The sequence below is a fragment of the Caballeronia sp. ATUFL_M2_KS44 genome (assembly GCF_023630965.1).
Lineage (GTDB): Bacteria > Pseudomonadota > Gammaproteobacteria > Burkholderiales > Burkholderiaceae > Caballeronia > Caballeronia concitans.
On sequence record NZ_JALQEA010000006.1, the window covers coordinates 250131 to 272219 of the forward strand.

Sequence of the window (22089 nt, forward strand, 5' to 3'; positions counted from 1 at the left end):
TCACTTTCCGTTGACTAGTCAACAATTGTACGTACAAAAGATGGCCGTTCATACAGCCGCGCATCATTCCAGCGGGCAGGTTCTGCCGTTCCGCGAATCGCTCATGGCGATGCTGGGCATTTCCTTCGTCACCATGCTCGTCGCGCTCGATCAGACGGTCGTCGGCACCGCGCTGCCGACCATCGTCGCCGAACTCAAGGGCTTCGATCTGTACGCGTGGGTCGCGACTTCCTATCTTCTGACATCCGTCATCACCGTGCCGATCTTCGGGCGGCTCGGCGATTATTACGGCCGCAAGCCGTTCGTGATCGCGTCGATCGTGGTGTTCACGGTCGCCTCCGTGCTGTGCGGACTCGCCAACAGCATGATGTTTCTCGTGCTCGCGCGCGGCTTGCAGGGCATCGGCGGGGGAATGCTGGTGGGCACAGCGTTCGCGTGCATCGCCGATCTTTTTCCTGACAACGTCGTGCGTCTGCGCTGGCAAGTGCTGATGAGCTCGGCGTTCGGCATTGCCAACGCGGTCGGGCCGTCGCTCGGCGGTTTTCTCACGCAATACACCGGCTGGCGCTCGGTTTTCTACGTCAACCTGCCGGTGGGCGTGTTGTCGCTGTTCTTCGTGTGGCGCTTTCTTCCGCATTTGCGGCATGTCGCGCATGAAGGAAAAATGCGGCTCGACTGGCCTGGCGCGGCGCTGATCGCGGTGGCGCTCGGTGCGCTGCAACTGTTCGTCGAATTGCTGCCGAAGCATGGGGTCAGCGTCGAAACGCTCGCGTTGCTGGCGGCGAGCGTGGTGGCGGCGTACGCGCTGTGGAAGTGGGAAATGCGTTGCAGCTACGCGATCCTGCCGATCGACATGTTCCGCAACCGGAGTCTCGCCGCGCTCTTCACGCTCGCGATCATGGGCGGCTTCACGATGTTCTCGCTGCTTTTCTACGCGCCGCTGCTGTTTCAGGGCGGATTCGGCATGTCGCCGAAAGACGCGGGCATGATGATCACGCCGCTCGTCGTGTTCATCACCATCGGAAGCATTCTGAACGGGCGCATCGTGACGCGGCTCGCGAACGCGAACCTGATGCTTTATGTCGGCTTCAGCCTGCTCGCCGTGGCGTGCCTCGGCGTGGTCGTCGCGAGTCACACGATGCCGCGCGCGCTGCTGCTCGTCTTCATGCTGCTCGGCGGCCTCGGTCTCGGCTTCGTGATGCCGAACCTCACCGTGTTCGCGCAGCAGACGGCGGGGCGCCAGCATCTCGGCATCGCGACGGCGCTGTTACAGTCGCTGCGCATGATCGGCGGGATGATCGGCACCGCGCTGACCGGCACGCTCGTGAGCCATCTGTATGCGAGCGGCGTCGGCCTTGCGCTGGAGAAGGACGGCGCGACGCGCTGGCTCGGCGATATGGCCGATCCGCAAATTCTCATCAACCATGAAGGCCAGCGGAGCGTGCTCGCGCAGTTGGCCGCCGCCGGCCACGACGGCGCGATGCTGCTCGAATCCGCGCGCGAGTCGCTCGTCGCGGCGATCCACATTGGTCTCGCGGTCGCGGCGGTGGTCGCGGTGCTGTCGGTGTGGCAATCGCGCCGCGTGCCGCCCGTGCGCTTGAAAGGCCCGCAGGAACCGGTCATTCTCGCCGAATGACGATTGAAGGAAGCACAAGCATGAACGAACAGGATCGCATCGCCGTGGTGCAACAGTTTGGACGGACGTATCGCGCGTTCATGTCGGCGTTCGAGTCGGCGGTTGGCCAGCCGATGCCGCGCTGGCGCATCCTGCTCGCGCTGCATGAGCACGCGGGCGTGGCGTCGCAGAAGATGCTGGTGGAGCGGCTGCGCGTCGATCCGGGCGCGCTGACGCGTCAACTGAAAACGCTGGAAGCGCTCGGCTGGGTCGTGCGCAGCGTCGATGCGCGTGACAATCGCGTATCGAACGTCGCGCTCACGCCGCAGGGCCGCGCGGCGACGGAAGAGAGCCTGCCGCGCCGCAGCGCTTTCCTGCACGACACGATGGCCGCGATGCCCGACGACGCCATCGAAGCGCTATCCGGCGCGCTTCACATGCTCGAAGCGCGCATTCAGGAAGTGGCCGCGAATCATGCGAACACCGCGATCAACGCGGCCACCGTCGACGACAAGGCTTAGAAGAACGTCTCGATCACTTCCGTCACGCGATATTTCGGATCCACGACGAGCACCTGACGCCACTTGTCGAACGTGAGACACGGGTGCGAGATGTCGAACGCGATCATGTCGCCGACCTTCACGTCGTCGCCCGGCTTGATGCGCAGATACGCGTGCTGATCCATCAGGCCGAACACCTCCCAGCCTTCGTCCGCCGACACATCGCGCGGCGCATCCGTGCCCGGCCGATAATGCTTCGCCGGTTCCGGCATGCCCGCATCGAACGCGGAGTCGCGCTTGCCGAGGCCGATGATCGCGCGATCCGGCTCCGGAATGGACTGCACGTAGGCCCACAATTGCAGCGCGGGCTTCAGGCCCTGGCCCATCTTCTTCGCGATCGGATTGCGCGCGAAGATCTCGTTCTGCGCTTTCTTGTAGATGCCGACGTCGTGCGTCAGATAGCAGCCGGGGCGCAGCACGACTTCGATCGCGTCGCTGTTCGCCTTCGCGAATTCGTCGGCGACGACGTCGTACCACGCCGATCCCGCGCCTGACAGAATCGCCGGCTTGCGCGCGATCTTGCCTTCGTCGCTCAGCTTGCGCGTGATGTCGACGGCGCTCTTCAGAAACTCGCGCACCTTCGATTCGTCCTGCAGCACGCCTTCGTACAGTTCCACGCCCGCAAGTTCGATCGTGCCCGGCCAGCGCGCGATGGCCGCGAGCACGGCTTCGCGCTGCGCATCGTCGCGCACGCCGGTGCGTCCGCCCGGCACGCCGAGTTCGATCAGCACGTTCAGCTTCTTGCGCACATCGGTGAAAAATGCGCCGAGCTGATCGACGCCATCGGCTGAATCCACTAAACAGAAAAACTCAAAGTCGGGATCGGTGAGCAACTCGGCGATCATGCCCATGTTGCGCTTGCCGACGAGCTGATTCGCCATCAACACGCGATGCACGCCGCCGCGATATGCCGCGCGCACCTGATGCGCCGTCGCGAGCGTGATGCCCCACGCGCCGGTATCGAGCTGGCGTCGAAAAAGTTGCGGCGCCATCGTGGTCTTGCCGTGCGGCGCGAGCTTCACGCCGTACTCGCCGACGAAATCCTGCATCCACTTCAGATTGTGTTCGATGCGCTCCGCGTACAGCACGGCGGCGGGCAGGCTCACGTCCTCTTCGAGCAGATTCCATTGGAGACGCGACGCGTCCTTCAACTGGATGCTCGTGCCCGGCACCATGCCGAGACCCTTGCCGAAGGGGTCGATCGTCGCGTTTTGATAGTTTGTAACTTTCATGTGCTGCTACTCCATCGTCCGTTTAGATGCACTTCTGCCGATGCTTAATGACGTCCTGGTTGACGGCACTATGGTACCCAAAGTAGCATCGGCGATGGAAATGTTATTTAGTAACACGCGTACAGCGTAAACCCGACTACACGATGAACGGCCCCGCCGATCCGCTCACTTTCGATATCGTCGCCCGCATTGCCGAGCGCGCGCCGGAGTTGCGCAGCGCCGAGCGCAAGGTCGCCGCGCTGATCCTCGACGATCTCACGGGCGCGTCGCGGGCGAGCATCGGCGCGCTTGCCGACAAGGCCGAAGTCAGCATCGCGACGGTCACGCGTTTCGCGAAAGCGGTCGGCTGCGCGGACGTGCGCGAACTGAAGCTGCGGCTCGCGCAGGCGGCGGCGGTCGGTCAGCGCTTTTTGAAACACGAGCCGGACGATGGCGACGCCGCCCCCGATTCGCTCGCCGCGCGCATTTTCGACGAAGTGCAGGCGACGCTCGCGCAGAACCAGGGCGCGCTGCGCGCCGCGCCGATCGCGCAGGCCGCCGACGCGCTCGCGGCGGCGTCGATGATCTACGTGTTCGGCATGGGCGGCGGTTCGACCGCGCTCGCCGACGAAATGCGCTTCCGGCTCGTGCGGCTCGGCCGCCCGGTGGCGTCGTATCAGGACGGGCTGCTGCAGCGCATGGTGGCGGCCACGCTCTCGAAGGAGCAGGTCGTCGTCGCGCTTTCCGTGACCGGGCAGACGCCGGAAATGGTCGAAAGCTGCCGGCTCGCGCGCGAGTACGGTGCGCGCGTCATCGCGTTGACCGCGCCGGCATCGCCGCTCGGCGCGCTCGCGGACTGGCTGATTCCGGTCATCGCGATCGAAACGGATTTCATCTACAAGCCGTCGTCGTCGCGCTACGCGATGATGATGGCGCTCGATCTGCTCGTCACCGAACTGGCCGTCAAACAGGCCGACCGCAGCCGCGAACTGCTGCGCCGCATGAAGCACGCGCTGGACGCGCATCGCGGCGGCGGCGAGCGACAACCATTGGGAGATTGATCATGGAGAGAGCCGATACGCTGATCGTCGGCGCGCGGGTGATCGACGGCACGGGCGCGCCCGCCGTCGAACGCGATGTCGCGGTGCGCGACGGACGCATCGTCGCGATCGCGGAGCCGGGCGGCTTGTCGCACTGGACCGCGGGCGACACGTTCGACGCGCGCGGCAAGGTGCTCGCGCCGGGTTTCATCGACGTTCACACGCACGACGACACGCACGTCATCCGCTCGCCGCAGATGATGCCGAAGATCACGCAGGGCGTGACGACGGTGATCGTCGGCAATTGCGGGATCAGCGCGTCGCCGGTGACGCTCAGGAGCGATCCGCCCGATCCGATGAACCTGCTCGGCGATGCGTCCGCGTTCAGGTATCCGACGTTCGCCGCTTACGTCGATGCCGTCAACGACGCGCGTCCGACCGTGAATGTCGGCGCGCTGATCGGCCATACGGCGCTGCGCAACAATCACATGGACCGGCTCGACCGCGCCGCGACCGCCGATGAAATCGCCGGCATGCGCGCGCAGCTCGAAGAGGCGCTCGATCACGGCGCGCTCGGGCTGTCGAGCGGACTCGCGTATGGATCGGCGTTCAACGCGCCGCCGGAGGAAGTCGAGGCGCTGGCCGAGCCGCTCGGCAAAGCGGGCGCGCTCTACACGACGCACATGCGCACCGAGTTCGACGCGATTCTCGACGCGATGAACGAAGCGTACGGCGTCGGCCGTCATGCGCGCGTGCCGGTGGTGATTTCGCATCTGAAATGCGCGGGGCCGTCGAACTGGGGGCGCAGCGTGGACGTGCTGAAGTCGCTGGAGACGGTGCGCGACGGACAGCCGGTCGGCTGCGATTGCTATCCGTACAACCGCAGTTCGTCGACGCTCGATCTCAAGCAGGTGACGGGCGATATCGACATCACGATCACGTGGTCGGAGCCGCATCCGGAGATGGCGGGCAAGCTGATTCGCGAAGTGGCCGATGAATGGAAAGTGAGCCAGCAGGACGCCGCGAAGCGCTTGCAGCCGGCGGGCGCGGTGTATCACAACATGTCGGAGGACGACGTGCGGCGCATTCTCTCGCATCCCGCGACGATGGTCGGCTCCGATGGCTTGCCGAACGATCCGCTGCCGCATCCGCGTTTGTGGGGCGCGTTTCCGCGCGTGCTCGGCCACTATGCGCGCGATACGGCGCTCATCACGCTGGAAGAGGCGGTGCGCAAGATGACGAGCCTGTCGGCGCGGCGTTTCGGCTTGAGCGAGCGGGGCGAGGTGAAGGAGGGATTTCACGCGGATCTCGTCGTGTTCGATCCCGAGCGTGTGCGCGACGCCGCGACGTTCGCGAAGCCGCAGCAGGCGGCGGAGGGCATCGACGCGGTGTGGGTGAATGGCGTGTTGACGTATCGCGAGCAGGCCGTGACGGGCGCGCGCGCGGGACGTTTCGTGGCGCGGGGCGCGGCATCGAAGGCGGATGCGGCGGGCGCGTTTTGATGACTTATTGCGTTTGAAGAGGAGTGGAAAGATGAAGCGTTATGGCGTGGAAGGCGGCAAGGGACAAGGCGGCGCGCATATGCCGTTCGCACGCGCGGTCGAAGCCGATGGCTGGCTGTTCGTGTCGGGCCAGACGCCGATGCAGGACGGCGAGGTGATCAACGGCGGCATCGTCGAGCAGTCGCACAAGGCGATTCAGAACGTGATCGCGATTCTCGAGGAAGCGGGGTACGGCACGGAGCACGTCGTGCGCTGCGGCGTGTGGCTGGACGATCCGCGCGATTTCGCGTCGTTCAACAAGGTGTTCAAGGAGTACTTCGGCGCGAATCCGCCGGCGCGGGCTTGTGTGGTGTCGTCGATGGTCATCGACTGCAAGGTCGAGGTGGATTGCGTGGCTTATAAGAAGTAGGAAGCGTGATGTCGTGGCGGCTCTGCTTCGCTTCAACAGCGAGCAGAGCCGCTTTAGTCGCCGCATGACATACGAATACTCCTATTCATCGTTTTCCTGTGCAGCGTCGACCGAATGAAAACCGGCCGTCGCTAGAATGGTGTCTCGCCCGGGTAGGGTGGGGCGTTCGTCAATAAGCATAGGGAAGGTATGAAGAGGAATTTAATTAAGACTGCAAAGCTAAAACGCCCATTCAGAATCGCTATTGCGAATATCGTCATCGGCATTCTTGGATCGTCGCATGCCCATGCAGCACTCTCGTCGATATCGAATGTCACGCTGTATCCCGGCGGAGCGACGGTGGAGCGACAGATCAAAGTGTCCGCCGGAAGCACGCGCGTCGAAATCTCCTGTCTCCCGACTTCGTTCGACCTCGAAAGTCTGCGCCTGATTGCATCGCCAGGTATACAACTAGGAGATTTCCGGGCCGACGATACCGAGCAATTGAACGGGCAATGCGCCTCGACGGCTCGCGACCAACGAGTCAAGGCGTTGCAGACGCAACTGGCGTCCTTGAATGCACGTGCCCAGGCGGTCGAGCTTTCTGCTGCGTACTTGAAGAAGATCAGCGAGGAGAGTGGGGAGACGGGCGGCAAGACGGCACTGCTGCAGGTTTCGCGTTCATTGCAGGAAAGCGGATACCAGGTGTTCACTCAGCGCGACGAGATCAAGCGGCAGCAAGACGAGGTGCAGAAACGCCTCGACGCGTTGCAGAACGACGGTAGCGCGGCTGTTGCAACACGAACGATCCATGTCGCACTCGACGCGCCGAGCGGCGGAATGCTGACGATTGCCTACGACACGCAGCGCGCCGGCTGGATTCCGGCGTATCAGGCCACGCTGGATTCGTCGAACGGAGAACTTACGCTGCAGCGTCGAGCGCTTGTCGCTCAGGCGACTGGAGAGGATTGGCGCGCCGTGAAGCTGCGGCTCTCGACGGGTACTCCCGTGCGAAACACGCGCGCGCCGGAACCGGCCGTCTGGGAGTTGCACATGAGCCAGCCGCGCCCCGTCCCGGCAATGGCTGCAGTGCCGCCTCCGCCTCCGGCGCCGGCGCCGACGCCCCCCGAATCGCGAGCTCGCCGGGACGCTAACGGCCCGCTATTCGCACCGGTTCAGATTGACGGCGCGTTCATGACGCAGTTCGAGATTCCGGGCGAAGTCGAAGTGCCGTCCGATGCACAGAAGGTCGGTTTCACGCTCGGCAGTCAGCGCCTGCCCGTAAAGCTGAGCGCGCGCGTCGTGCCGCGGCAATCGACGCGAGCGTGGCTCATCGCGACGGCGGCGCGTCCAAGCGGACTCTGGCCGGACGGCGATGTTCAGCTGCGGCGAGACGGGGAACTGGTCGGAACCACTCGCTGGTCCAATGCCCTGTCGAACGACGAAATTGCTCTTCCCTTTGGCAGCGACGAGCAGGTGTCAGTCAGCAAGGCAGACGGCGCGGATTCCACCGGCGCCGTCAAAGCCCGCAATGCGAGTACATCGAGAACGGTCAGCATGCGCTACACCGTCAAAAACCTGCATCGCACGCCGATTACGGTAGAGATCGTGGAAGCGACACCGATCAGTAACGCCAGCGATCTTTCGGTCAGCACGACTCTCAAGCCGCAACCGGAAGATGCTTCGTGGCAGGGGCATCAGGGCATCGTTGCGTGGAGGCGTTCATTGGCGGCCGGGCAGGAGGCGAGCGTCGGCGCGAGTTACACCGTGACGTATCCGAGCGATCGTATCGTGTATGGTCTGCCCTGAAGACTAATCTGACCGAAGCAGCAGAAAGTTCGTGCGATCCGCTCTATTGAGCGCTCGCACGAACTGCATAACGCGAAAAGCATGCAGTTCGGGCCTTACGATTCCGAACTGTCGCGTGAGATTCACTGCCGCGCCAACCGCGCATTATCCGGCATCGGCAAATTGAAATTCGTCCGAAACGGATTGATATCCAGCCCGCCGCGTCGCGTATAACGAGCATAAACCGCGAGCCTTTCCGGTTTGCACTCGCGCATGATGTCCATGAAAATGCGCTCGACGCATTGCTCGTGAAAGCCGGTATGTTCGCGATAAGAAACGATATACCGCAGCAATCCCGCGTGATCGATTTGACCGCCGTAATAGCGAATCTGCACGCTGCCCCAATCCGGCTGTCCCGTCACCGGGCAATTCGATTTCAACAGATTCGAAAACAGCGTCTCGTCGACTGGCGCTTCATCATGCGACGCCTTCAAAAGCGACGGATCCGGCGCATAAACTTCGCAATCGAGATCGAGCCGGTCGAGCGACAAACCATCGAATTCTTCCATCGCCAGCTTGCCGAAGTCCGCCGGCGCGGTGAGCTGCACCGAAACCGTCGCGCCGCAAATCGCGGAGACATCGCGCTTGATGGCGGCGCGCACGTCGTCAATGGAATCGAACGATGTCTGCGCGAACGATCCGAGATACAGCTTGAACGACTTCGATTCCACGATATTCGGCGAATCCGCCGGCACGAAGAACGTCGCCACCGCGAGCTGCGGCTTGCCGCGCCGGTTCAGCCACGACAGTTCGTACGCGTTCCAGATGTCCGTGCCGAAGAACGGCAGCCGGTCCGCGACGCCGATCGCATCGCGCGCCCGCTTGCGGTCGATGGGAAAGAGCAGCGCGGGATCGTACTGTTCGGTGTAATTGACGGCCTTGCCGAGCGGAGATTGTTCGGGTGTCATGATGCGTTCGCTATGCCGCTGGGAACGTGGCCGGTCGCAGTCACGACACGAGCCGATTCGCAGTGGCGAATTTGATCGTCGAAGAAAAAGTCGGGTTCGAACTCGCGCAGGAATTCGCCCTTGTCGAGACCGCCCAGGAACATCGCTTCGTCGATTTCGATGTCCCACGCCATCAGCGTCCGGATCGCGCGCTCGTGCGCGGGAGCGGAGCGCGCCGTGACGAGCGCGGTGCGGATATGCATCGACGACGCCTTCTCGTTGTCGTCGGCAATGCGTTGCAGCTTGTTCAGCGCAGCGAGCAGCGGCTTCAGCGGCCCGCCCGGCAGCGGCAAATCCTTCTTGTCGATTTCATGGCCGACGAACGCCGACAAACCATCGGCCTGAAACACGCGCTCGGCTTCGTCGGAGAAAAGCACGGCGTCGCCGTCGAACGCAATGCGGATTTCTTCAGCATAACGGCTCGCGGCGCGCGGCGTCTCCGGCAGCACGCGCGCGGCGGGAAAACCGGCGGCGAGCGCGTCGCGCACATCGTCCGGATTCGCCGACAGAAATAGCGACGCGCGCAGCGGTTTCAAGTACGCAAACGGCGATCGGCCGCGCGTGAACACGCCGCGTTCGATAGCAAGTCCATGCTCGCGGCACGAATGGAACGCGCGCAGGCCGCTGATCGGATCGCTGCGCGACAGAATCACCACTTCCACGCGTTGCTCATGCGCGTTCAGCGCGAGCAGCTTGCGAATGAGCCCGAACGCGACGCCCGGCTTCGCGGGCGTTTCGAGCCGCGTGCGCTGCAGCGCCTCGTAGCGCGCGAGATCGCCCGTTTCGTAGACGCGGTTCTCCTCTTCGAAGTCGAAGAGCGCGCGCGACGATATCGCGACGACGAGCTTGTCTTCGAGCGTGAAGGCCATCGGCGCGCGCCCTTACGCGAGGAACAGCTTGTAGACCGGATTCGCGCCTTCGTCCCACCATGGATAACCGAGCGTCGCGAGGAAGCGCTCGAACTCGGCGTTGTCCGACCGCGGCACCTGAATGCCGACGAGAATCGAGCTGTAATCCGCGCCCTGATTGCGATAGTGGAAGAGGCTGATGTTCCAGTTCGGCGCCATCGACGAAAGGAATTTCATCAGCGCGCCCGGGCGCTCGGGGAATTCGAAGCGCAAGAGGCGCTCGTCCTGCGCGAGCGGCGAATGGCCGCCCACCATGTAGCGGATGTGCTGCTTCGAAAGTTCGTCGTGGGACAGATCGACGGTTGCGAAGCCATGCTCGATGAACGACGACATCATGTGCGCCGTCTCGCCGCGCGACTTGATCTGCACGCCGACGAAGATGTGCGCGGCGCGCGCATCCGCGATGCGGTAATTGAACTCGGTCACGCTGCGATCGCCGACGAGCTCGCAAAAGCGCTTGAAGCTGCCGCGCTCTTCGGGAATCGTCACGGCGAACACGGCTTCACGCGCCTCGCCGACTTCCGCGCGCTCCGCGACAAAGCGCATGCGGTCGAAATTCATGTTCGCGCCGGACGTGACGGCCACGAGCGTCTTGCCTTCGATGCCTTCGCGCTCCGCATACAGCTTCGCACCCGCCACCGCCAGCGATCCCGCCGGCTCCAACACGCTGCGCGTGTCCTGGAAGACGTCCTTGATCGCGGCGCAGAGCGCGTCGGTATCGACGGTCAGCACTTCGTCGAGCAGTTCGCGGCACAGGCGGAACGTCTCTTCGCCGACGAGTTTCACCGCCGTGCCGTCCGAAAACAGGCCGACTTCCGTGAGCGTCACGCGTTCGCCCGCCTTGATCGAGCGGCCCATCGCGCAGGAATCCTCGGTCTGAACGCCGATCACCTTGATCTCCGGACGCACCGCCTTGACGTACGCGGCGACGCCCGCCGCCAGTCCGCCGCCGCCGATCGGCACGAAGATCGCGTGAATCGGGCCCTGATGCTGACGCAGAATTTCCATCGCGACGGTGCCTTGTCCGGCGATGACGTCGGGATCGTCGAACGGATGCACGAAGGTCAGGCCGCGCTCTTGCTGAAGCTCGACGGCGCGCGCGTAGGCGTCGCTGTACGATTCGCCCGCCAGCACCACTTCGACCGTCGGGCCGCCGTGCGTGCGGATCGCATCGATCTTGACTTGCGGCGTGGTCGTCGGCACCGCGATGACCGCGCGGCAGCCGAGGCGCGCCGCCGAGAGCGCCACGCCCTGCGCGTGATTGCCCGCCGACGCCGTGATCACGCCGCGCGCGAGCACGTCGGCGGGAAGATTCGCCATCTTGTTATAGGCGCCGCGAATCTTGAACGAGAACACCGGCTGGTTGTCCTCGCGCTTCAGATAGACGGAATTGCGCAGGCGCGCCGACAGATTGCGGGCGGGCTCCAGCTCGCTTTCACGCGCGACATCGTAGACGCGCGCGGTGAGCACTTTCTTCAGGTAGTCGGGATGGTTCATGCGGGAAATCGTGAGGCGAGCCGGAACGGCGCGAATTCGGGGCGAAAACATCAATGATAGCCGCAAAGGGACGCAATTCCGGCTTTGCGGATTTCCGACCGGCCGCCCGGTCGATGAAAAGCACGCAAATGCGCGGATTTGCGTCCAAAAAAGGCGCGCAAATGCCCCTTCGGACTGATAGCGCCCGCGAACGCCAGTTTTCGCGATGGGTTAGAATTTCCTTTTACAAATCAGCAATCAGGATCGGCAGATGCACTGGCAGCTTCGGATCGATACTCTGGCGCACGTTCCCCGCGAGCATCACGCCGCGGCCGAGCGGCACGCGCGCCATACGCGATCGTGGCGTTGATCTTGGGCACATCGAAGGCGTCGTCGTGAGCCTCGCCGTGTCGCCGTTACCCCGGCACATTCAGGCGATTCACCCGCTTTCGCAAGAAAAGTCTTATTCGAAAATCTGCGCCCCCACGCGCATCGTCGGCGTTTCCGTTTCCCGAAGCGCACGCGCCGATACACCGAACCGTCGAACATGAACGCACCTCAAGCCTTCGATCCGAATGGCGCCCATGCCGCCTTGGCGCTCGATATCGAACCCCGTCTGCGCGAGATTCCGTATAACTACACGTCGTTTTCCGATCGCGAAATCGTCATGCGCCTGCTCGGCGACGAAGCCTGGGCCGCGCTCGACGAACTGCGCGCGGAACGCCGCACGGGCCGCTCGGCGCGCATGCTGTATGAAGTGCTCGGCGATATCTGGGCCGTGCGCCGCAATCCGTATCTGCAGGACGACCTGCTCGACAATCCGAAACGCCGCGCCATGCTCGTCGAAGCGCTGAATCACCGGCTCGCGGAAATCGAGAAGCGCCGTCGCGCGGACCTGTCCGAGCACAGCGACGAAGCCGGCAGCCGCGAGCGCGCCGACCGCGTGCAACTGCTGGTCGCGGCCGCGCGGCGCGCCGTCGATGACTTCGCCGCCGAGTTCGATCGCATGGCGGATCTGCGCCGCCGGGCATCGCGCGCGCTGGGCAGAGAGACGCAGAAGGACAACATCCGCTTCGACGGGCTGTCGCGCGTATCGCATGTGACGGACGCGACCGACTGGCGCGTCGAGTATCCGTTCGTCGTGCTGACGCCGGACACGGAAAGCGAAATCGCCGGGCTCATCAAGGCGTGCTTCGAACTCGGCCTCACCGTGATTCCGCGCGGCGGCGGCACCGGCTACACGGGCGGCGCGATTCCGCTCACGCCGTTCTCCGCCGTCATCAACACGGAAAAGCTGGAACAGCTCGGGCCGGTCGAGATGACGGATTTGCCGGGCGTCGATCACAAGGTCGCGACGATTTTCTCGGGCGCGGGCGTCGTCACGCGGCGCGTCACGGAAGCGGCCGAGCAGGCGGGCTTCGTGTTCGCCGTCGATCCGACATCGCTGGATGCATCGTGCGTCGGCGGCAATGTCGCGATGAACGCGGGCGGCAAGAAGGCGGTGTTGTGGGGCACGGCGCTCGACAACCTCGCGTGGTGGCGCATGGTCGATCCGGAAGGCAACTGGCTCGAAGTCACGCGTCTGGATCACAACTGCGGCAAGATTCACGACGTTGAAGTGGCGCGCTTCCGGCTCGACTGGTTCGACGGCAATCGAGCACCGGGCGAGAAGCTGATCCGCACGGAAAGCCTCGATATCGCCGGCCGCACGTTCCGCAAGGAAGGGCTCGGCAAGGACGTCACCGACAAGTTCCTTTCCGGCCTGCCGGGCGTGCAGAAGGAAGGCTGCGACGGGCTCATCACGTCGGCGCGCTGGATTCTGCACAAGATGCCCGCGCACACGCGCACCGTCTGCCTCGAATTCTTCGGCCAGGCGCGCGACGCGATTCCGAGCATCGTCGAAATCAAGGACTATCTGTTCGAAACGTCGAAGCAGGGCGGCGCGATCCTCGCCGGTCTCGAACACCTCGACGAACGCTATCTGCGCGCGGTCGGCTACGCGACGAAGAGCAAGCGCAACGCGTTCCCGAAGATGGTTCTCATCGGCGATATCGTCGGCGACAACGCCGATGCCGTCGCGCACGCCACGTCGGAAGTCGTGCGCATGGCGAACGGCAAGAGCGGCGAAGGCTTCGTCGCGGTGAGCGCCGAGGCGCGCAAGCGCTTCTGGCTCGACCGCTCGCGCACGGCCGCCATCGCGAAGCACACGAACGCGTTCAAGATCAACGAAGACGTCGTGATTCCGCTCAATCGCATGGGCGAGTACACGGACGGAATCGAGCGCATCAACATCGAACTGTCGATCAAGAACAAGCTGCAACTGCTCGACGCGCTCGAAACGTTCTTCCGCAACGGCAAGCTGCCGCTCGGCAAGAGCGACGACGCGAGCGAGATTCCGAGCGCCGAACTGCTCGAAGACCGCGTGCAGCAAGCGCTCGATCTACTCAAGCGCGTGCGCGACCGCTGGAACTTCGTCGGCGACAAGCTCGACATGCCGTTGCGCGAGGCGCAGCACTATCTTGTCGGTCTGGGCTACGAAGCGCTCGCCGAGAAGTTCGCCGATCGCGTGGACGTGCAGCCGGACGCGAACGTGTTCCATCTCGCGCAGGACCGCACGCTGCGTATTTCGTGGAAGCAGGAAATCCGCGCGGAACTGCGCCAGATTTTCAACGGCGGCGAGTTCAAGCCGATCCTCGACGAAGCGCAAGCCATCCACAAGCAGGTGTTGCGCGGGCGCGTGTTCGTCGCGCTGCACATGCACGCGGGCGACGGCAACGTGCACACGAATATCCCCGTCAACTCCGACAACTACGAGATGCTGCAGGACGCGCATCACGCGGTCGCGCGCATCATGAAGCTCGCGCGTTCGCTCGACGGCGTGATCTCCGGCGAGCACGGCATCGGCATCACGAAGCTGGAGTTTCTGACCGAGGACGAAATCGGCGAATTCCGCGCGTACAAGAAGCGCGTCGATCCGCAAGGGCGCTTCAACGCCGGCAAGCTGCTCGAAGGCGCGGACCTGCGCAACGCGTACACGCCGTCGTTCGGGCTGATGGGTTATGAGTCGATCATCATGCAGCAGTCGGATATCGGCGCAATCTCCGATTCCATCAAGGACTGCCTGCGTTGCGGCAAGTGCAAGCCGGTGTGCGCCACGCACGTGCCGCGCGCGAACCTGCTCTACAGCCCGCGCAACAAGATTCTCGCGACGTCGCTGCTCGTCGAAGCGTTCCTGTACGAAGAACAGACGCGGCGCGGCGTATCGATCAAGCATTGGGACGAGTTCAACGACGTCGCCGACCATTGCACCGTCTGCCACAAGTGCGCGACGCCGTGCCCGGTGAAGATCGATTTCGGCGACGTGTCGATGAACATGCGCAACCTGCTGCGCAAGATGGGCAAGAAGAAGTTCAACGCGGGCAACGCGGCGGGCATGTTCTTCCTGAACGCGACGAATCCGCAGACCATCAACCTCGCGCGCACCGCGATGATGGGCGTCGGCTACAGGGCGCAGCGTCTCGGCCACGACATCCTGAAGAAGATCGCGAAGAAGCAGACGGCAAGACCGCCCGCGACGGTCGGCAAGCCGCCGGTGGTCACGCAGGTGATCCACTTCATGAACAAGAAGATGCCGGGCAATCTGCCGAAGAAGACGGCGCGCGCGCTGCTGGACATCGAGGACAACAAGATCGTTCCGATCATCCGCAATCCGCAAACGACCACCGTCGATTCGGAAGCGGTGTTCTATTTCCCCGGCTGCGGTTCGGAGCGCCTGTTCTCGCAGGTCGGCCTCGCGACGCAGGCCATGCTGTGGGAAGCGGGCGTGCAGACCGTGCTGCCGCCGGGCTATCTGTGCTGCGGCTATCCGCAGCGCGGCTCGGGGCAGTACGACAAGGCTGAGAAGATCGTCACGGACAATCGCGTGCTGTTCCATCGCGTTGCGAATACGCTGAACTATCTCGATATCAAGACCGTGGTCGTGTCGTGCGGAACCTGCTACGACCAGCTCGCGGGCTATGAATTCGAGAAGATCTTCCCGGGCTGCCGGATCATCGACATTCACGAATTCCTGCTCGAGAAGAACATCAAGCTCGAAGGCGTGAAGGGCACGCGCTACATGTATCACGACCCGTGCCATTCGCCGATCAAGACGATGGACCCGGTCAAGCTCGTCAATGATCTGATGGGCTCGGAGAACGACGGCTACAAGATCCAGAAGAACGATCGCTGCTGCGGCGAGTCGGGCACGCTCGCGGTCACGCGTCCTGACATTTCGACGCAAGTGCGCTTCCGCAAGGAAGAGGAAATCCGCAAGGGCGCGGCGAAGCTGCGCGGCATTCCGCTCGTGGCCGAAGCCGGTTCGAACGCGATCAATCCGATGAACGCTTCCGCCGGATCGGCGGGCGCGGCGCCCGGCTCGGTGCTTTCCGCAGGCGATGGCGCGCAGACCAACGGCACGGACGTGAAGATTCTCACGAGCTGCCCGTCGTGCCTGCAGGGGCTTTCGCGTTACAACGAGGACGCGAATATCGAGGCGGACTATATCGTCGTGGAAATCGCGCGCAAGACGCTCGGCGAAAACTGGATGGAGCAGTACGTCGAACGCGCGAACAATGGCGGTATCGAGCGCGTGCTGGTGTAATAGCGAAATCGATGTTCGATTTCGTTAGAGGGTCGCGATGGACTGTGTCTTTTGCCGTGAAGACGGCGGCGAAGTGCTGTGGTCGGACGACGCATTGCGCGTCGTCCTCGCCGATGAACCCGACTGGCCGGGCCTGTGCCGCGTCGTCTGGGGGGCGCACGTGGCCGAAATGTCCGACCTGTCGGATGCGGACCGCGCGCGCGTGATGACCGCCGTCAACGGCGTGGAACGCGCGATGCGCCGCGTGCTCGTGCCCGAGAAGATCAATCTGGCGAGCCTCGGCAATCAGGTGCCGCACGTTCACTGGCACGTCATTCCCCGCTTCACCAACGATTCCCGTTTTCCTCTGCCGATCTGGGCGCCGCGTCAGCGCACGGTCTCCGAGGCGCAACTTTCCAAGCGCCGCGCGCAGGCGACGCTCTTGCGCGAAGCGATCCGCAACGAGCTGAATCAGGCGTTCGGCCACCATTAATTTCACGAGGCAAGGCTCATCATGAGCGGACTGACATCGACGACGCCGATTCCCAGCGGCGTCGTTCTGCATTCGAAATCCCGCGTTCTGGAACTGCAGTACGACGGCGGCGAGTCGTATCGCGTGCCGTTCGAACTGCTGCGCGTCTATTCGCCCTCCGCCGAAGTGCAGGGCCACGGCCCCGGCCAGGAGACGCTGCAGACGGGCAAGCGCGAGGTGAGCATCATCGGCGTGGAGCCGGTCGGGCATTACGCGCTGCAACTCGATTTCTCCGACGGCCACAACACCGGCATCTATTCGTGGGACATCCTTTACGATCTCGCGACGCGTCAGGACGATCTCTGGCGCGACTATCTGGCGAAGCTGCAGGCCGCCGGCCTCGACCGCGACGCGCCGATGGCGGCCAAGGCGTCCGGCGGCCACTGCCACTAACGGAACGAATCTGGACGAGTGCGGCATAAAGCCGCAGAGCCGGCGCGGAGATTGCGCAGGCTGACAACGAACAACAGGCGAGGAAAGAGCGCTATGAGCAAGACCCACTTCGGATACGAAACGGTCGACGAGCAGGACAAGGCGAAGAAAGTGGCGGGCGTGTTTCACTCCGTCGCGAGCAATTACGACTTGATGAACGACCTGATGTCCGGCGGGCTGCACCGCATCTGGAAGCATTTCACGATCGGGCAGGCGAAAGTGCGCTCGGGCTACAAGGTGCTGGACATCGCGGGCGGCACGGGCGATCTGGCGATGGCCTTCGCCAAGCAGGCAGGCGAAACCGGCGAGGTCTGGCATACGGACATCAACGAATCGATGCTGCGCGTGGGGCGCGATCGGCTGGTGGACAAGGGCGTCATCACGCCGACGCTGCTGTGCGACGCCGAGAAGATCCCGTTTCCCGACAATTATTTCAATGTCATTACAGTTGCCTTCGGCTTACGTAACATGACGCACAAGAATCGCGCGCTCGCGGAAATGCAGCGCGTGCTCAAACCGGGCGGGCGGCTGCTGGTGCTGGAATTTTCGAAGGTGTGGGAGCCGCTGAAGAAGCCGTACGATATCTACAGTTTCAAGATTTTGCCGTGGCTTGGCGACAAAGTGGCGAAGGACGCGGACAGCTATCGGTATTTGGCCGAATCCATTCGCATGCACCCCGACCAGGAGACGCTCAAAACAATGATGGAACAAGCGGGCCTGGATCGAGTCGAATATTACAATTTGTCAGGTGGCGTGGTAGCGTTACACGTCGGGACCAAATTTTAGTGTTCCACTCTCGAAAGGATTCGAAATGTCCGATACGCGCATACCCCAAACCCGGGGTTTCCTGAAGATCTTCTTCAGGAAGGCCGGAGTCGTGGCGCTGGCTGGTGTCATCGCGGCTGGCGCAATCTTCGCGGAAACGGCGGAAGCCAGACGCATGGGCGGCGGACGCAGCATGGGCCGTCAGTCCGCCACCGCTACGCAGCAACATCAGGCGACGCCGCCGTCGCAGTCGTTCGGCCAGAATCAGGCGGGACAGGCTGCGCAGGCGCAACGCCCGCAACCCACGCCCGCGGCGCCCGCGGCTCAGCCGGCGCGTAACCGCTGGCTCGGGCCTATCGCCGGCCTCGCGGCGGGTCTCGGCATCGCGGCGCTGCTGTCGCACTTCGGCCTGGGCGAAGCCTTTGCCGGCGCCATGGCGAACATGATCATGATCGCGTTGATCGTGCTGGCCGCCGTCATGCTGTTCCGCTTCATCATGCGCAGGCGTCAGGGCAACAACTCGACGCCGGCCTACGCGGGCGCGGGTTCCGCATCGCCTTACGGCGGCGCGTCGACGCGCACGGGGCTGAATCATGAGCCGCCGCGCGTGGCGCAGCCGGGCGGTTTCGGCGGCAGCTATATGAATAACGCCGTCGATAACTCCGCGACGCCCGTCGCACCGGCGAACGTGCCGGCAGGTTTCGATACCGACGCATTCGTTCGCAACGCGAAGGTCTATTTCGTGCGCCTGCAGGACGCGTGGGATCGCGGCAACGTCAACGACATCCGCGAATTCACGACGCCCGAAATGTTCGCCGAAGTGAAGCTCGACATCGATGCGCGCGGCAGTGCGCCGAATCGCACGGACGTGGTTCAGCTCAACGCCGATGTCCTCGGCGTCGAAGATCGCGCGAACGAGTATCTCGCGAGCGTGCGCTTCCACGGGCTGATCCGCGAGTCGGAAGGCGCGGCGGCAGAGCCGTTCGTCGAAGTCTGGAACCTGTCGAAGCAGAAGTCGGGTAACGAAGGCTGGCTGCTGGCGGGCATTCAGCAGGTGAGTTGAGCGGTCGGTCACGAAAGATCGCCCTGTCGAAAGACTGAACATAGACCATGGGCCGCGCCGCCTGCGCGGCTTAAAACCGTAGAATAGAACCCGCGCGAGCCGCCGCTTGCGCGGGTTTTTTCATCTCAGAGCCGATGACGAACGCATACGAATCCTCCCGTCCCGCCACGAATCCCGCCTTCAAGACCGCGTCCAGTGCGTTCGCGGCTGTCGTCGATCATCTGCTCGTGCGCGAGCCGTGGGCGCGCGAGCGCGTGAAGCCGTACGCCGGCAAGTGCGTGAAGCTCGTGTGCGGACCGGTTTCGATCGCGCTCGTCGCGCAAGCGGACGGCCTCTTCGCCGCGACGACCGAAGCGGACGCGGCGCGCTTCGACGTGTCGATCGCCGTGCCGCTCGACGCGCTTCCCGCATTCCTGCAGGGCGGGCAGGCGGCCGTGATGAAGCACGTTCGCATCGAGGGCGATGCCGAATTCGCGACGACGCTCGCGAAGCTGGCCGAACATTTGCGATGGGATCCGGAGGAAGATCTGGCGCGCGTGATCGGCGATGCGCCCGCGCATCGTGTCGGTCTCATCGCGCGGACGGTTCAGGAGCAGGCGCGGCGCACGAGCCGCAATCTGCTGGACTCGGTCGCCGAATATCTGCTCGACGAGCGCCCGCAACTCGTGCGCAAGAGCGCGCTCGATGCATTCAACGCCGAGCTTTCGCGTGCGCGCGATGCGCTGGCGCGCGTGGAGAAGCGCATCGAGAAAATCGAGCGAAGCGAACAGGCAGTCCAGTCACGACCCACGGCTCGCGGCGCTTCAGCGCGGACCGGCGGCGAATCCGTAAGCGACTCGCACGAATAACGAGCTGAAGCGAATCCCGACCATGCGTTTTTTGCGTTTTCTCAAGATTTTTTTCACGATTGTCCGCTTCGGCCTGGACGAACTGGTGATGAGCGGCATCAACGACCGCCGCGTGCGCTATCTCATGCGCATCACGACGTTCGGCCGCCGCTTCGATATCGAACGCGGCATTCGCTTGCGGCTCGCGCTGGAAAGCCTCGGGCCGATCTTCGTGAAGTTCGGACAGGTGCTCTCGACGCGGCGCGATCTCTTGCCGGTCGATATCGCCAACGAACTCGCGAAGCTGCAGGATCGCGTGCCGCCGTTCGATTCGAACGTGGCGGTGTCGATCATCGAAAAGTCGCTCGGCGCGCCGATCGAACAGCTTTTCGACGATTTCGAGCGCGTGCCGGTGGCGAGCGCCTCCATCGCGCAGGTGCATTTCGCGAAGATCAAGCACGGCGAGCACGCGGGCAAGCCAGTCGCGGTGAAGGTGCTGCGGCCCGGCATGCTGCCCGTGATCGATTCCGACCTCGCGCTGCTGCGCGACATCGCGATCTGGGCGGAGCGTCTGTGGCCCGACGGCCGGCGGCTGAAGCCGCGCGAAGTCGTCGCCGAATTCGACAAATATCTGCACGACGAACTCGATCTCATGCGCGAAGCCGCGAACGGCAGCCAGTTGCGGCGCAACTTCGCCGGACTCGATCTGCTGCTCGTGCCCGAGATGTACTGGGATCTTTCCGCGCCGACCGTGCTCGTCATGGAGCGGATGGTCGGCGTGCCGATCAGCCAGGTCGAAACGCTGCGCGCGGCGGGCGTCGATATTCCGAAGCTCGCGCGCGAGGGCGTCGAAATCTTCTTCACGCAGGTGTTCCGCGACGGCTTCTTCCACGCGGACATGCACCCGGGCAACATCCAGGTCAGTCTCGATCCGGCTACCTTCGGGCGATACATCGCGCTGGACTTCGGGATCGTGGGGGCGCTTTCGGACTTCGACAAGAACTATCTCGCGCAGAACTTCCTCGCGTTCTTCAAGCGCGACTATCATCGTGTCGCGACGCTGCATCTGGAATCCGGCTGGGTGCCGCCGAGCACGCGCGTCGAAGAACTGGAAAGCGCGATTCGCGCGGTGTGCGAGCCGTACTTCGATCGCGCGCTGAAGGACATTTCGCTCGGACAAGTGCTGATGCGGCTCTTTTCGACGTCGCGCCGCTTCAACGTCGAGATTCAGCCGCAACTCGTGTTGCTGCAAAAGACGATGCTCAATGTCGAAGGGCTCGGGCGCTCGCTCGATCCGGAACTCGACCTCTGGAAAACCGCGAAGCCGTATCTGGAACGCTGGATGAACGAGCAGATCGGCTGGCGCGGCTGGTTCGAGCGCCTGCAGATGGAAGCGCCGCAGTGGAGCAAGACCATTCCGCAACTGCCGCGGCTCATTCATCATCTGCTCGCCGAGCGTCATGACGCGCCGCGAGGCGGCAACGACGACACCATGCGGCTGCTGCTCTCGGAGCAGAAGCGCACGAATCGGCTGCTGACGACGCTGCTCGTCGTCGGGCTAGTCGCGATCGCGGGCGCGGGCGTCGTGATCGCGGAAATGTGGATGGGCCATCTTTAAGCGCAGGGAGCTTTCATGAGCGATCCGACATTCAATAACCGCGATCCCGATTCGCCGGGCTTCTGGGACGAGCGCTTCGATCAGCGCTTTACGCCGTGGGATCAAGCGGGCGTGCCGGCTGCGTTCGAATCGTTCGTGTCGGCGCTTCCGGTCACGCAGGCCACCAACGTGCTGATTCCCGGCTGCGGCAGCGCATACGAGGCGTCGTATCTGGCCGAGCGCGGCTGCACGGTGCGGGCGATCGACTTTTCACCGAGCGCCGTCGCGGCGGCGCGCACGCAACTGGGTGCGCACGCGGATGTCGTCGAGCAGGCCGATTTCTTCGCGTATGAACCGCCGTTCGCGCCGGACTGGATCTACGAACGCGCCTTCCTTTGCGCGCTGCCGAGGCATCGCTGGGCGGATTACGCCGGGCGCATGGCCGCGCTTCTGCGACCGGGCGCGCTGCTCGCCGGCTTCTTTTTCATCGGCGCGACGCCGAAAGGGCCGCCGTTCGGCATCGAGCGCGACGAACTGCACGCGCTCCTCGACCCGCATTTCGAACTGACCGACGACCGTGAAGTGAGCGGCTCCATTCCCGTCTTCGCCGGCCGCGAGCGCTGGCTGACGTGGCGGCGCGCTTGAAATAGGCCGGCACCGTCCTCACCTTGCGAAGAACCGTGCGCCTCCAACGCGCCCAAAAAAACGGGCCGATGGCGGTTTGCGGCTATAATTCAAGGCTTTGCAAGCGTCGACA

The 22089-nt window shown here is 63.7% G+C and carries 18 protein-coding genes; 14 read left to right on the forward strand and 4 right to left on the reverse strand.

The window, feature by feature from the left end:
• The first annotated feature begins 40 nt into the window (after positions 1–40).
• Both NCR39_RS01250 and NCR39_RS01255 read left to right on the forward strand, forming a co-directional pair.
• Positions 41–1636, forward strand: coding sequence for an MFS transporter (locus tag NCR39_RS01250; RefSeq protein ID WP_250450234.1), 1596 nt, complete (start codon positions 41–43; stop codon positions 1634–1636).
• 20 nt (positions 1637–1656) lie between these two features.
• Positions 1657–2136: a MarR family winged helix-turn-helix transcriptional regulator gene (locus tag NCR39_RS01255; protein ID WP_250450235.1), complete on the forward strand. Its 480-nt coding sequence runs from the start codon at positions 1657–1659 to the stop codon at positions 2134–2136.
• On the opposite strand, the gene NCR39_RS01260 is transcribed toward NCR39_RS01255, so the two are convergent.
• Positions 2133–3407, reverse strand: a complete 1275-nt coding sequence (locus NCR39_RS01260) for an amino acid deaminase (RefSeq protein ID WP_250450236.1) — start codon at positions 3405–3407, stop codon at positions 2133–2135. The genes NCR39_RS01255 and NCR39_RS01260 overlap by 4 nt on opposite strands.
• A 143-nt stretch (positions 3408–3550) precedes the next feature.
• On the opposite strand from NCR39_RS01260, the gene NCR39_RS01265 reads away from it, so the two are divergent.
• From NCR39_RS01265 to NCR39_RS01280, 4 genes are all read left to right on the forward strand, one after another.
• Entirely contained in the window at positions 3551–4447 is an 897-nt protein-coding gene (locus NCR39_RS01265; RefSeq protein WP_250450237.1) for a MurR/RpiR family transcriptional regulator, read from the forward strand.
• A 2-nt stretch (positions 4448–4449) separates the two neighbouring features.
• Positions 4450–5928, forward strand: coding sequence for an N-acyl-D-amino-acid deacylase family protein (locus NCR39_RS01270; RefSeq protein ID WP_250450239.1), 1479 nt, complete (start codon positions 4450–4452; stop codon positions 5926–5928).
• Positions 5929–5959: 31 nt separating this feature from the next.
• A complete protein-coding gene (locus tag NCR39_RS01275; RefSeq protein WP_040053012.1) occupies positions 5960–6337 on the forward strand; it encodes a RidA family protein in 378 nt (125 codons plus the stop codon).
• Positions 6338–6526: 189 nt separating this feature from the next.
• Positions 6527–8125: a DUF4139 domain-containing protein gene (locus tag NCR39_RS01280; RefSeq protein ID WP_250450241.1), complete on the forward strand. Its 1599-nt coding sequence runs from the start codon at positions 6527–6529 to the stop codon at positions 8123–8125.
• 122 nt (positions 8126–8247) lie between these two features.
• Here NCR39_RS01280 and queF read toward each other — a convergent pair whose 3' ends face one another.
• From queF to ilvA, 3 genes are read right to left on the reverse strand one after another with little or no spacing between them, the layout of a single operon-like run.
• The gene (queF, locus tag NCR39_RS01285; RefSeq protein ID WP_250450242.1) at positions 8248–9072 is read right to left on the reverse strand and encodes an NADPH-dependent 7-cyano-7-deazaguanine reductase QueF; all 825 of its coding nucleotides are present in this window, start codon (positions 9070–9072) and stop codon (positions 8248–8250) included.
• Positions 9069–9980, reverse strand: coding sequence for a 5'-nucleotidase (locus NCR39_RS01290; RefSeq protein ID WP_250450243.1), 912 nt, complete (start codon positions 9978–9980; stop codon positions 9069–9071). The genes queF and NCR39_RS01290 overlap by 4 nt, the downstream gene beginning before the upstream one ends.
• 12 nt (positions 9981–9992) lie before the next feature.
• A complete protein-coding gene (ilvA, locus tag NCR39_RS01295) occupies positions 9993–11516 on the reverse strand; it encodes a threonine ammonia-lyase, biosynthetic (protein WP_250450244.1) in 1524 nt (507 codons plus the stop codon).
• Positions 11517–12042: 526 nt separating this feature from the next.
• Here ilvA and NCR39_RS01300 point away from each other — a divergent pair.
• From NCR39_RS01300 to NCR39_RS01335, 8 genes are all read left to right on the forward strand, one after another.
• Positions 12043–16137 carry a DUF3683 domain-containing protein gene (locus tag NCR39_RS01300; RefSeq protein WP_250450245.1) on the forward strand — a complete coding sequence of 1365 codons (4095 nt, stop codon included), beginning with the start codon at positions 12043–12045 and terminating at the stop codon, positions 16135–16137.
• Between the two features lie 37 nt (positions 16138–16174).
• Entirely contained in the window at positions 16175–16609 is a 435-nt protein-coding gene (locus NCR39_RS01305) for an HIT family protein (protein WP_250450246.1), read from the forward strand.
• A 21-nt stretch (positions 16610–16630) separates the two neighbouring features.
• Complete coding sequence (locus NCR39_RS01310) at positions 16631–17041, forward strand: gamma-butyrobetaine hydroxylase family protein (protein WP_250450247.1); 411 nt, start codon at positions 16631–16633, stop codon at positions 17039–17041.
• Between the two features lie 93 nt (positions 17042–17134).
• Positions 17135–17866 carry a bifunctional demethylmenaquinone methyltransferase/2-methoxy-6-polyprenyl-1,4-benzoquinol methylase UbiE gene (gene ubiE / locus NCR39_RS01315; protein WP_250450248.1) on the forward strand — a complete coding sequence of 244 codons (732 nt, stop codon included), beginning with the start codon at positions 17135–17137 and terminating at the stop codon, positions 17864–17866.
• Between the two features lie 25 nt (positions 17867–17891).
• Positions 17892–18908: a Tim44 domain-containing protein gene (locus NCR39_RS01320; RefSeq protein ID WP_250450249.1), complete on the forward strand. Its 1017-nt coding sequence runs from the start codon at positions 17892–17894 to the stop codon at positions 18906–18908.
• A gap of 134 nt (positions 18909–19042) precedes the next feature.
• A complete protein-coding gene (locus NCR39_RS01325) occupies positions 19043–19756 on the forward strand; it encodes a ubiquinone biosynthesis accessory factor UbiJ (protein WP_250450250.1) in 714 nt (237 codons plus the stop codon).
• A 22-nt stretch (positions 19757–19778) separates the two neighbouring features.
• Complete coding sequence (gene ubiB / locus NCR39_RS01330) at positions 19779–21353, forward strand: ubiquinone biosynthesis regulatory protein kinase UbiB (protein WP_250450251.1); 1575 nt, start codon at positions 19779–19781, stop codon at positions 21351–21353.
• A 15-nt stretch (positions 21354–21368) separates the two neighbouring features.
• Positions 21369–21977 carry a methyltransferase gene (locus tag NCR39_RS01335; protein ID WP_250450252.1) on the forward strand — a complete coding sequence of 203 codons (609 nt, stop codon included), beginning with the start codon at positions 21369–21371 and terminating at the stop codon, positions 21975–21977.
• Positions 21978–22089 lie beyond the last annotated feature (112 nt).